The organism is Nocardioides carbamazepini (genome assembly GCF_024614185.1).
GTDB classification, from domain to species: Bacteria; Actinomycetota; Actinomycetes; order Propionibacteriales; family Nocardioidaceae; genus Nocardioides; species Nocardioides carbamazepini.
In genome coordinates, this window is record NZ_JAHTLF010000025.1 from 579,665 (window position 1) to 592,710 (window position 13,046).

General features: G+C 70.6%; 7 protein-coding genes. All 7 read left to right on the forward strand.

What is annotated here, in order from left to right:
- Window position 1 precedes the first annotated feature (1 nt).
- The 7 genes from rplO to KVF89_RS28950 all read left to right on the forward strand — a co-directional run bounded on the left by rplO (window position 2) and on the right by KVF89_RS28950 (window position 13,023).
- Window positions 2-442 (forward strand): 50S ribosomal protein L15, encoded by a 441-nt coding sequence (gene rplO / locus KVF89_RS28920; RefSeq protein WP_257430608.1) that lies wholly within the window; start codon window positions 2-4, stop codon window positions 440-442.
- A gap of 196 nt (window positions 443-638) precedes the next feature.
- Complete coding sequence (gene secY / locus KVF89_RS28925; protein ID WP_257430609.1) at window positions 639-1,952, forward strand: preprotein translocase subunit SecY; 1,314 nt, start codon at window positions 639-641, stop codon at window positions 1,950-1,952.
- Entirely contained in the window at window positions 1,949-2,524 is a 576-nt protein-coding gene (locus KVF89_RS28930) for an adenylate kinase (protein ID WP_257430611.1), read from the forward strand. The genes secY and KVF89_RS28930 overlap by 4 nt, the downstream gene beginning before the upstream one ends.
- A 148-nt stretch (window positions 2,525-2,672) precedes the next feature.
- Window positions 2,673-3,512 carry a type I methionyl aminopeptidase gene (gene map, locus KVF89_RS28935; protein ID WP_257430876.1) on the forward strand — a complete coding sequence of 280 codons (840 nt, stop codon included), beginning with the start codon at window positions 2,673-2,675 and terminating at the stop codon, window positions 3,510-3,512.
- A gap of 220 nt (window positions 3,513-3,732) precedes the next feature.
- Complete coding sequence (locus KVF89_RS28940) at window positions 3,733-10,617, forward strand: DUF5979 domain-containing protein (RefSeq protein WP_257430613.1); 6,885 nt, start codon at window positions 3,733-3,735, stop codon at window positions 10,615-10,617.
- Between the two features lie 5 nt (window positions 10,618-10,622).
- Entirely contained in the window at window positions 10,623-11,765 is a 1,143-nt protein-coding gene (locus tag KVF89_RS28945; protein ID WP_257430615.1) for an isochorismate synthase, read from the forward strand.
- 202 nt (window positions 11,766-11,967) lie between these two features.
- Window positions 11,968-13,023, forward strand: a complete 1,056-nt coding sequence (locus KVF89_RS28950) for a TerC family protein (RefSeq protein ID WP_257430617.1) — start codon at window positions 11,968-11,970, stop codon at window positions 13,021-13,023.
- Window positions 13,024-13,046: the final 23 nt, after the last annotated feature.

A 13,046-nucleotide genomic window follows, 5' to 3' on the forward strand; every position in this document is an offset into this window, starting at 1 on the left:
AATGACGCTCAAGCTGCACCACCTGCGCCCCGCGCCGGGCGCCAAGACCGCCAAGACCCGCGTGGGTCGTGGTGAGGGCTCCAAGGGCAAGACCGCCGGTCGTGGTACGAAGGGCACCAAGGCCCGCTACCAGGTCCCGGTCGCGTTCGAGGGTGGCCAGATGCCGCTGCACATGCGGCTCCCGAAGCTCAAGGGCTTCAGGAACCCGTTCAAGGTGACCTTCCAGGTCGTCAACCTCGACAAGATCAGCGCGCTGTTCCCCGACGGTGGCGATGTCACCCCGGAGACGCTGGTCGCGAAGGGCGCGGTCCGCAAGGGCCAGCCGGTCAAGGTGCTCGGGCAGGGTGACCTGACGGTCAAGGTCGCGGTGAGCGCGGATGCGTTCTCGGCCTCGGCCAAGGAGAAGATCGAGGGCGCCGGCGGGACCATCACGGTTCTGTGACGACGCCGCGAGGGGCGCGTCGGTCCTGGAGGAGATCCAGGCCTGGCGACGCCCCTCGTTCGTCTCCCCGGGCAGTTCGCAGAACGGTTCGTCGGTCGGTTCGCCCGGCTTCCTCGGCGTACCGGACCGGCGGCTGTGTGCCCCCTGTTAGGCTTCCCCGCGGCCACAAGGCCAGCGATGAGAGAAGAGGACCCGCGTGCTCACCGCGTTCGTGAACGCCTTCCGGACCCCGGACCTGCGGCGCAAGCTGCTGTTCGTCCTGTTGATCATCGTCGTCTTCAGGGCCGGGTCCCAGATCCCGGCACCTGGCGTGCATGTCTCCAACGTGGAGAAGTGCATCAAGGTGGTCGAGGAGGGCAGCAACGCCAGTCTCTACAGCCTGGTGAACCTGTTCTCCGGCGGAGCGCTCCTCCAGCTGACGATCTTCGCGCTCGGCATCATGCCGTACATCACCGCGAGCATCATCCTGCAGCTGCTCGTCGTCGTGATCCCGCGGCTCGAGGCCCTCAAGAAGGAGGGCCAGGCCGGCCAGACGAAGATCACGCAGTACACGCGCTACCTCACCCTGGGCCTCGCGGTCCTGCAGGCGACCGGCATCGTCGCGCTCGCGCGCACCGGCAACCTGCTGCAGGGCTGTGACAGCACGCAGTTCCCCTTGCTGCATTCCAACAACACCGAGACGTTCCTGGTCCTGGTCGTGACCATGACGGCCGGCACCGCGGTGATCATGTGGCTCGGTGAGCTGATCACCGAGCGCGGCATCGGCAACGGCATGTCGATCCTGATCTTCTGCCAGGTCGTCGCGACCTTCCCGGCCTCGCTGTGGCAGGTCAAGATCAGCCAGGGCTGGTGGACCTTCGGCATCGTGGTCGTGATCGGCCTGGTGCTCGTGGCAGCCGTCATCTTCATCGAACAGGCACAGCGCCGGATCCCGGTGCAGTACGCCCGCCGCATGGTCGGGCGCAAGATGTTCGGCGGCAGCTCGACCTACATCCCGCTGAAGGTCAACCAGGCCGGCATCATCCCGGTCATCTTCGCCTCGTCGCTGCTCTACCTGCCGGCGATGGCGGTCCAGTTCAACCAGGAGAACCCGAACCAGCTCATCCGGTGGGTCAACGAGTACCTCGTCGACCAGGGCCACCCGGTGCACATGGCGGCGTACTTCCTGCTGATCATCTTCTTCACCTACTTCTACGTGTCGATCACCTTCAACCCGCAAGAGGTGGCCGACAACATGAAGAAGTACGGCGGCTTCATCCCCGGGATCCGGGCGGGCAAGCCGACCCAGGACTATCTGTCCTACGTCCTGTCCCGCATCACGTTGCCGGGCGCTCTCTACCTGGGTCTGATCTCGCTCGTACCGCTGATCGCGTTCGTGTTGATCAATGCCAACCAGAACTTCCCGTTCGGTGGCACGTCCATCCTGATCATGGTCGGCGTCGCCCTCGACACCGTGAAGCAGATCGAGAGCCAGCTCCAGCAGCGCAACTACGAAGGATTCCTGCGTTGAGGCTTCTGATCATGGGCCCGCCGGGTGCCGGCAAAGGCACCCAGGCGAAGGCGGTCGCCGACCACTTCGGCGTCCCGGCCATCTCCACCGGAGACATCTTCCGGGCGAACGTCGGGGAGGGCACCCCGCTCGGCATCGAGGCCAAGCGCTACATGGACGCCGGTGAGTACGTCCCCGACGAGGTCACCAACAACATGGTCCGCGACCGGATCGCCGAGCCGGATGCCAAGACGGGCTTCCTGCTCGACGGCTACCCGCGCACCCTGGCCCAGGTCACCGAGCTCGACGACATGGTCGAGGCGACCGGGCACCGGATCGACGCGGTGCTCTGCCTGACGGTCGACAGCGAGGCCCTGATCAGCCGGCTGCTGAAGCGCGCCGAGATCGAGGGTCGCGCCGACGACAACGAGGAGGTGATCCGACGCCGCCAGGAGGTGTACGTCGAGGAGACCGAGCCGCTGATCGCGGTGTACGCCGAGCGCGGCCTGGTCGTCTCCGTCGACGGCATGGGCGAGATCGCCGACGTGCAGCAGCGGATCTTCGACGCGCTCGACTCCCTCCCCGAGAGCTGACTGCTTTGAATTGCCCGAGCGTGTCGCAGACGGGCCTCGCCGCCCGGACCTCGCAAGCTCGGCCCGCGGCCTTCGGCCCGTGCGGCTTCGCCGCCGTGCGCCACGCTGCCGGGCGCTGCGCCGCCTGGGAGACGAGGACGGCCTGACGGTGTTCTTCGGCCAGCACCGGATCGAGATCAAGACCCCGGAGCAGGTGCGTTCGATGCGTGCGGCCGGTCTCGTCGTCGGCCGCACGCTCGCGCGGCTGCGTGAGGCGGTCCGTCCCGGCATCTCGACCGCCGAGCTCGACGCCCTCGCCGAGGAGAGCATCCGGGACGAGGGCTGTGTCCCGTCGTTCCTCGGCTACGGCGAGCCACCGTTCCCCGCGAGCATCTGCGCCTCGGTCAACGACGAGGTCGTGCACGGCATCCCGCGCGATCGAGTCCTCGCGGAGGGCGACGTGATCTCGATCGACTGCGGCGCGATCGCGTTCGACGACGCCGGCCAGGGCTGGCACGGCGACGCGGCGACGACCGTCGCGGTGGGCACGGTGCGCGACGAGGTCGCCGAGCTGATGCGGGTCACCGAGGAGGCGCTGTGGCGCGGCCTGGCGGCGGCCCGGAGCGGCGCGCGGGTGGGTGACATCTCGCACGCGGTCGCGTCGTACGTCCACGACCAGGGGGACTACGGCATCGTCGACGGCTACACCGGCCACGGCATCGGCACCGCCATGCACATGGAGCCCGACGTGCCCAACGAGGGCCGGCCGGGCCGGGGGCCCCGGCTGCGCGAGGGGATCGCGCTGGCCGTCGAGCCGATGATCACCCTCGGCGACCACGCCACCGACGTCGCGGCCGACGACTGGACGGTGGTCACCACCGACGGCAGCTGGGCGGCGCACTACGAGCACACCTTCGCGCTGACCGCGAGCGGCGTGTGGGTGCTCACTGCCGAGGACGGCGGCCGCTCCCGCCTGGAGACGCTCGGCGCGTCGTACGGCGGCGACTGAGCACCGGGTTCAGCGGGCTGAATCCGCCCACCCACCCGGGGGAGAATCCGGGGGATATCTGGTGAGACCTACGTAACGTTCGGGCCAAAGCGTCGTTGTCCTCTGATTCTCCCACGTACCGTCTCTTCCGGGACAAACGGAGGGACACACCGTGGGAGAGGTACGCCCGCTTCATGGCGGGAGCATGCGTCGTTGGGTTGTGGGAGGCCTGGCGATGCTCATGACGATGTTGAGCGCGCTGATGGCGGTGCCGCCGTCGTCGGCGGCGCCGGACTCGCTGCAGATCGACAAGACGGTCGATGCGGCGGCCCCGATCCCGGGGCAGACGTTCACGTACCTGATCCAGGTGCGCTGCTCGGAGGACGACTGTCTCGACACGAAGGTGGTCGACGAGCTGCCGGCCGAGCTGGCGGGCTTCCCGATCCAGAACGTCACCTTCAGCCCGAACCCGCAGACGGTGCCGCGGACGATCACCTGGCAGCCCGGCGGCACCTCGACGCCGCCGGCCACCGTGACCGCCGGCACCTCGCTGACCGTCGACCTGGCGCAGCAGACCGACGGCCCCGTGGGCATCGGGCTGCAGGCCGGGACGACGTACACCATCTCGATCTCGCTGAAGGTGCCTGACGACTACCCGCCTGGCACCAGCCCGGAGATCGTCAACACCGCGCGGGTGACGGCGTCCAACGCCGACCCCAAGACGAGCGACGCCGCGATCACGATCGAGTCGCCGACCCGGATGAGCGTCGAGGTCGACAAGACCTGGACTCCGGGCAACCAGCCCTTCGAGCCGGGCGCAGCCTCGACGATCGGTCTCGACGTGCGCAACAACAGCAACGTCGCGGTCGACCGGCTCACCATCCAGGAGCCGAAGAACGCGCCCAACGGTGCGGCCGCCCTCGACGCCAGCAACCCGTTCACCATCACCGACTTCGCCGGCTTCGACGGCGTCAGCGTGCCCGGCGGCTGCGACACCGTGCGGGTCGACGCCTACGTCCGCAGCGGCGGCACCTGGTCGTGGGTGGAGGGTGCCGACGCCCCCGCCGCCGACCCGCTGAGCCTTCCGGCCGGCGTGACCGCGGCCGAGGTGGGTGGCATCCGGGTGACCTGCACGGGCACCATCCCGCCCGGCCAGCAGGTCTCCCTCGACCTCGACCTCGAGCAGCGAGCCACGCACCGCAACGACGACGGTGACCTGTCGACCGCGGAGCACCGGGTCGACAACACCGCCACCGGCAGCGCGCACCTCGCGGGCCGGCCGACCGCGACCGAGGACGACTCGGCGTCGTACGTCGTCCGCCCGGCGATCCCGTCGGTCGAGGCGAACAAGAACATCTCGCCGGACAGCATCACCGCGGGACAGGACGCACCGGCGACGATCGCCGGGACCAACGGCGGCGTACCCGTCACGAGCCTGACGGTCGCGGATCTCGACTTCTTCACCGACGAGGTGACCTTCGGCGGCTTCGACGGCCCGCTGGCCTGGCCGGCCGCCGCGACCGGGGCGACGCTGACCTACCACCTGCTGGCCGGCGGCACCGAGCCGCAGTCGGTGGGCGTCGGCGACGTGCCGACCGCTCCGAGCGGCAGGATCTCCGGCTTCGAGATCACCTGGACCGGGCCGATCGCGGCCGACGAGACCGGTGGCGCGAGCTTCACGATCCAGACCACCGAGGACGCCACCGGTGGCGCCGCAGAGGTGACGCTGACCAACAAGGTCGATGTCGAGGTCGAGGCGTCGAACGGCCTCACCGACAGCGACACCGACACCGACACGCTGCGCGTCGTCGACCCGGCGATCACCGCCACCTTGGACAAGCAGGTGCGGCCGGGATCGCCCGTCGCGCCCGGACAGTCCGTGATCGCCTCACTGAGCGCCAACGTGGTCGCCCACGGCGACGGTGCGCTCGTCCACGACATCGTGGTCGAGGACGTCGTCGGCACGGGCAACGCCGAGTTCTGGGACGCCTTCGACCTGGTCTCGATCGCGCCGACCCAGGTACCGGCCGGAACCACACTGACCGTCGAGGTGCAAGACACCGACGGCACGTGGCACGAGCTGGTCGTGCACGGCCCCCAGCCCGGGGCGACGGTGCTGCGACTCGACGCCGCCGCGACCTCGGCCGCCCTGGGCCTGCTCGGTCTCGACCGCGACGACGTCCAGGGCATCCGGTTCTCGTTCCACGACGACACCGGGTTCCCCACGGACACCACGCTCACCCCCAACCTCGAGTTCGAGGCCCGCGGCGACCTGCGCGGTGGCGGCGCCATCACGCCGGGGCCGGACACCCCGACGCCGTACGTCAACGCGGCGACCGTCACCGCCGACGGCGAGTCGGCGGGCGGCAACGGACTGCACGACGACGACGGCGACGAGGGCACGGGCACGGTCGTCACCGACGACGATGGCCCCGGCCCGGGCGTCGAGATCCACAAGCAGTGGGCGGAGTCGGCGGTCGACGCGCAGTCCGGTGACCGCGCGACGACCCACCTCGACTGGAACGTGAGCAAGGGCCTCTCGCCCGTGCGGATCAGCGACGGTGCGGCCGACCCGGCCACCACGCCCGTCGCGCAGACCGTGTACGACGCCTTCGACCTGCTCCGGATCGACCCGGTCGGCACGTCGGGCACGCCGTACACGACCGGCTGGTACCTCCGCTACGACACCGTCACCGAGGTCGCCCTCCACGACGGCAGCGGATGGGTCGTCGTGCCGGCTCCCGACGGGACCTGGCGCGCGGCCGGCGGCGGCTTCAAGGGCTATGAGCTGACCCCCGCCCAGCGGGCGTCGACCACCGGCGTGCGGATCGTGGTCGAGGAGACCGCGGACGACACGGACCGGCGCGAGGCGGCCCAGGAGGCCGGTACCGGGTTCGACCCGTTCGCCCCGGCACCCGGCACAGGCGTGGGCGCCGGCAGCACCGACCGCCGGTTCTCGCTCGGTTGGCAGGTCCGGGACAAGGCCCGCTCCGACGGGGCGTTCGTCGTCGCCGACCGCGACTACAACACGGCCGACGAGGGCATCGTCGAGAACGACACCGAGCTGCGCGGGACGCCGCTCGGAGGAGGGACGGCGGTCACCGACACCGGGGCCGACACCATCCAGATCCTCGACCCCGAGCCCGTCGTCGAGGTCGCCAAGACGGTGTCCCCGGCCGGCCCGGTGCACGTGCCCCCGGTCGGCACCGCCGCAGGGGACTACCCGACGGCCACCTGGACGATCAGCGGTCACAACGGGTCGACCGCGCGGGCGTCGTACGTCCGGCTGACCGACCCCGCGACGTGCACCGACACGACCCTGGCGGACTGCCAGAGCAGTGCCGACCAGGTCGGTGCGAGCGCGTCGCCGTTCGACCTGGGTGCCGACCACCTCGGCAGTGCTTCGCGGCCCAACCCGATGGAGCGCTTCGACATCACCGGCATCACCATCGCCGCGTCGAAGCCGGGTCAGATCGACCCGGCGGCCACCGTCGTGTGGCTGCTGCGCTACGACGAGGGCGCCGAGACCTACTCCTCGGAGCAGTCGACGATGGCCGCGGTCAACGCGGGCGTGAGCAACCCCGAGACGATCGTCGGCATCAGCGTGAGCTTCCAGCACACCGACCCGGCCACGTCCGGCGGCACGATCACCCAGGACAACGACCTGACGATCACGCTGGCGACCCGGTTGCGCCCGACGCTGCGGAGCACCGGCGCCGACCTGGTATTGCGGGCGGGCGACACGTTCGACGTCGTCAACCGGGTGTTCGCGCAGTCCTACGACCCCGTCGCGGGCACCGGCGTGAAGACCGGTGACGTCGCGGACGCGACCCTGGTGCTGACCGGAGGCCTGGTCAACATCACGCCGACGAAGACGATCACGCCGAGCCTGATCAACCAGCCCTCGCCCGACGTTCCGGTGACGGTGACGCTCGGCGCGAACCAGGGTTCCAACCCGCGCAGCACGCTCTCGCCGCAGCGCGTCGTGATCGAGGACCAGGCCGAGTCGCCCGACTTCTGGAACACCTTCCGGTTCACCGGGCTCGGCACGGTCAGCCTGCCGGCCGGCGCCGACCGCGTCCAGGTCGACGTGTACGACGGACAGCAATGGGTCACCGGTACGCCGGCCGCCACGGCCGCGCTTCCCGCCGGCGTCGCGAACGCCGACGTCCAGGGCATCCGGTTCACGTTCACCCGAGCCGACGGCAAGCTGTTCTCGGCGACGGTCCCGGCACCCAACTGGACCGCCGGCGCCGCCTTCACGGCGCAGCTGCGTGAGACCTACCGCGACTCCGGCGATCCGGTGCTCTTCGACGGTGACGTCGAGAACACCCAGACGTCGCAGTCGACCCGGCCGGACGCGAACGACTCCGAGGCCAAGGCCGCGGGCGCGCGGATCGAGCTCTCCCCGGGAACCCGGGAGATCGCGGTCCGCAAGCTGACCAACGACGGCAACCGGACCGCATCGGTCGGCGACCTGGTGCCCTTCGACCTGGTGTTCGAGAACACCGGGACGGGCTACCTCACGCTCACCGACCTGAAGGACACGCTACCACCGCAGCTGGTCTACACCGGCTCGTCGGCCCCGCAGTTCACCGCCGACCCGGCGGGCACGCTGTCCGACCAGGTCACGGTGACCCCCGAGTCGGGTGGGTCGGTGCTCCGGTTCACCTGGCCCGCGGACGGCGGGCAGATGCGGCCGGGCGAGGTGTTCAGGATCCGGCTGGAGCTCGAGCTGCAGCCCGGCCTGAGCACCGGGCAGGTCGCCACCAACACGATGGTGGTGACGACCGAGGAGACGCTGAGCGGCTGCCGCAACCGGGTCGCCGGTGGGCCGCTGACCGCTGACTGGGGTCAGGACCCGCGCACCTGCGGGACCACCGACTACGTCGGCACCGTCCCCGGGCCCAACCTCTACACGGTCAAGGGGGTGCGCGGCTCACTGCCGGGCGCCTTCGTGCCGGGCAACCCGGCCGCGACCTGCTCGCCGACCTTGAACGTCACCGGCGGGGCCTACTACCGCTCGCCGTGCGTGGCCAACAGCCAGGTCGACGGCACCGACGACTGGGTGCTGCACAGCATGAACGCCGGCACGGTCGACATCGACGAGATGACGGTCTTCGACCAGCTCCCGGTGCGCGGTGACAAGCAGCTGGTCTCCGGCAACGACCGGGGCTCGGCGTACCGGCCCCAGGTCGTGGCCGACTCGCTGCAGGTCTCGGCACCCGCCGGGACGACGCAGCGGATCGAGGTCACCACCAGCACCGGCGTCTGCGTCGGCACCTGGTCGGGCCTGGCCACGCAGCCGGTCTGCGAGCAGAACGGCGAGACCTGGACCGAGGCCGACGCCGGTACGGACTGGTCGCAGGTGACCGGTCTGCGCGTGCGGCTGGACTTCCGGAGCACCGCGGCGGGTGCCCTGCGCGCCGGCCAGGGTGTCGACGTGACGTTCTCGACCCACAACGTGCTCGCCTCCGACGCGGATCCGACCGGCGTGGACCGCACCGTTCCGGCCGAGGACCTGATCGCGTGGAACCAGCACGGCATCAAGTTCAAGTACGCCGGTATCAACGCCTTCCGGCAGATCGCGCCGAACCGGGTCGGCGTGCACCTGCGCACCGGTGCCGCCGAGATCCGCAAGGAGATCACCGGGCCCGCCGCGGCGTACGCGCCGGACCTGATCCGGGTCGCCGTGGCCTGCGAGGCCGGCGGCGTGCCGCTCGACCTCGGAGCGGACGCCGTCGTCGACCTGCGCCGGTCCGGTGACTGGCTCCGGGAGATCGCCGGGGTGCCGATCAGCGCGAACGGCAGCTCGTGCACCTTCACCGAGCAGGGCCCGGTCGGGGAGTGGGGCGAGACCTCGCGGTCCGGCACCCCGGTGACGGTGGACATCGACGACCCGGACACCGTGCCGACCGCGACGATCACCAACGACTACCGGTTCACGGGGCTGTCGGTGACCAAGCGGGTGCAGACCACGGCGACCGGCACCACCTTCGGGCCGTTCACCTTCACGCTGCGCTGTGAGTCGATCACGGGCCAGGACGTCACCTTCGACGCCGCCGGCACGACCGAGCTGGAGTTCACCCTCGAGGACGGCGAGACGTTCACCGCGCCGGCCGACCGGATCCCGGTGGGGGCTGCCTGCGAGGTCAAGGAGACCGACCGGTTCTTCGCCGACCAGATCGTCGTCACCGGTGACAATGTCATCGACAACGGCGACGGCTCGGCGACGGTCACCCCGGGCACGGACCCGGCGGAGGTCGAGATCACCAACGGCTACGACGCCGGGACCGTGACGCTGGAGAAGAAGGTGGACGGCGACGGCGCCGCCCGCTACGGCACCGGGACCTTCACCTTCCAGCTGACGTGCACCTACCGCGGGCAGACGCCGTACGACGACACGATCCGGCTCGCCGCCGGCGCGTCCCGCACGGTGGGCCCGTTCGCCATCGGCACGTCCTGCGCGGCCAAGGAGACCGGCACGGGAGGTGCGACGACGAGCGTGCTGACGCCGGCCGACGGTGTCGTCCAGGTGCCGGCGCCCGCGCAGCACGCCGAGACCAGCCGGGTGTCGCTGACCGCGACCAACACCTTCCGGCTGACCTCGCTCGACGTGACCAAGGAGGTCGTCGGCGACGACACCGCCGACGGTGCGAAGGGTCCGTTCCGGGTCGCGCTGGCCTGCACCTGGCTGGTCGACGGCCAGCGGGTCGCGCTCGACGTGCCGGGTGGTGCGGAGCGCGTGCTCGCGAAGGGCAACGGCTACCGGGCGTCCTACCAGGAGCTGCCGTCGAGTGCGTCCTGCACCCTGAGGGAGACCAAGGACGGCGGTGCGGCGTCGACGTCGATGACCGCGACGGTCGCGGGCCAGGTCACGAAGGCGCGCAAGGCGACGATCCCCGTCGACCTCACGCCGACCGGTGGACCGGGCGAGGCCTCGGTGCGCGTCGTCAACAGGTTCGACGCGGTCGCCGCCGGCGGCGAGGAGCGGGGCGGAGCCGGACTGCCGAACGCCGGTGCGGCGTACCGGCCCTGGCAGCTCGTCCTCGGCGCGCTGCTGGTGCTGGCCGGACTGCTGAGCGTGCTCCGCAGCCGGCGTCGCCCGGGGCGTCATCTAGGCTGAGAGGCATGGCGCGGGATCCGATCACCCCCGCGGCGCTCGCTGCTCGCCCGATGCTCTTCGCGTCGGGCGAGCAGGCGTACGTCGCCCGTGCGGTGCGTCGCACCCGGACGACGCCGGACGGCGCCGACCCGGCCTGGGCCGACGACGTCGTCGCCGACCTCGGGGCGGGGGAGCGGGCCCTGTGCGCGCTGTCCTTCGCGGCCGGCGCGCCCGGCCTCGCCCATCTGGTCGTCGGCTCCGAGCATGCCCTGCAGCGGCCGGACCGGGACGAGTCGATCGAGCGGACCTACGACGTCACCGAGTTCCCGACCCCGGACGAGTACGCCGCGATGGTGGTCGTCGCGCTGGAGCGGATCGCCGACGGCGACCTCCACAAGGTGGTGCTGGGCCGCTGCCTCGACGTCGTTAGCGACCCGCCCCTGGTGCCCGCCGAGATCATCGACCGGCTGCTGACCACGAGGCCGGGGCGCTATGTGTTCAGCGTCCCGCTGGTGCCCGGCACGGACGGGGTGGCACCCGACGACGGGGCGATCCTGGTCGGCGCCAGCCCGGAGCTGCTCGTGCGCCGTGAGGGCGCCGAGATCTCGTGTACCCCGCTGGCCGGGTCCGTGCCCCGCTCCGACGACCCCGACGAGGACGCCCGGCGGGCAGGGGAGCTGCAGCGGTCGGCCAAGGACCTCGCCGAGCACGCCTTCGTCGTGGAGGCGATCGTGCACGCGCTCAAGGAGGTCTGCGTCGAGATCGAGTACCCCGCGACGCCGGACCTGCTCTCGACCGACACGGTGTGGCACCTGGCCACCCCGATCCACGCCCGGCTGGCCGACCCGGTCGACGGGCCGAGCGCCCTGCGGCTGGCCCAGCTGCTGCACCCGACCCCGGCGGTGGGCGGCGTACCGACCGCGGCCGCCAACGCCGTCATCGCCGACCTCGAGGGCGACCTCCGTGACTGGTTCGCCGGCTGCGTGGGCTGGGTCGACCGCCACGGCGACGGCGAGTTCGCGATCACCATCCGCGCGGCGGTGATGGACGGCCCGCGACTGCGGCTGTTCGCGGGCGCCGGGATCGTCGCCGGCTCCGATCCCGCCTCCGAGGTCCGCGAGACGGGCGCCAAGCTCGCCACCATGGCCCGCGTCACCGGCCTGCCGTGACCGCCTGATTGGACCCCCGCGCGCCGGGCGTGCGAGGATTCCGCGCACCAGGGGGGAGTACTCCTTCGCTGCGGGCTCGTCATCACGAGCGGTCGAAGTCGCCCGCTCCGGTCCCGTAGGCTGCAAACGGCGCCTCAAGCGTCGGCAGCGGAAGAGACCTCGGGCGATCTGTCGACGCATCCGCCCCTGAAGGGACACCTCTATGGACGTGACCACGCTGGAATGGACGATCACCATCGCGGTGACCGTCGGAGTCCTCCTCTTCGATGTCTTCGTGATCGCACGCGATCCCCACGAGCCGTCGATGAAGGAGTGCGCCATCGCGCTCTCCGTCTATGTCGGCGCCGCGGTGGCCTTCGGCGTCTTCATCCTCCTCCACCACGGGCACGACTACGGCATCGAGTTCTACACCGGCTGGCTGACGGAGTACTCGCTGTCGATCGACAACCTCTTCGTCTTCATCATCTTGATGTCGGCGCTCAAGGTGCCCCGGAAGTACCAGCAGGAGGCGCTGCTCGTCGGCATCGTCCTGGCGCTGGTGTTCCGCGGCATCTTCATCGCTCTCGGCTACGCCCTGATCGAGAACTTCAGCTGGATCTTCTACGCCTTCGGCGCCTTCCTCGTCTACACCGCCGTCAAGCTGGTGAAGTCCTACGGCAGCCACGAGGACGAGCACCCCGAGGACAACGCGGTCGTCGCCTTCACCCGGCGCCGGATGCGCGTCGGCGACAGCTGGCACGGCCTCAAGCTCTGGTACCACGAGAACGGCGTCCGCTTCGTCTCGCCGATGCTCATCGTGATCATCGCGCTGGGCGTCACCGACATCCTCTTCGCTCTCGACTCCATCCCGGCGATCTTCGGCATCACGCAGGAGCCCTACCTCGTCTTCACGGCGAACGTGTTCGCGCTGATGGGCCTGCGCCAGCTGTACTTCCTGCTCGGCGGCCTGCTGCAGAAGCTGGTCTACCTCTCGCTGGGCCTGGCGTTCATCCTCGCGTTCATCGGCGTCAAGCTGGTGCTGCACGCCCTCCACGAGAACGAGCTGTCCTTCATCAACGGCGGTGAGCACGTCAAGGTCTGGGACATCCCGTCGCTGTTCAGCCTCGGCGTGATCATCGTGACCCTGATCGTCACCGCGGTCGCCAGCCTCTGGAAGACCTCGCGCGACAGCGGCGGAGACGACCACGTCCCGGACCACGCGGTCGCTCCGCGCGACACCGCGGACGTCGACGACACCGCGGGTCCGGACTGGCGCTGACCTGCCGGGCCGGCGGCCCGACA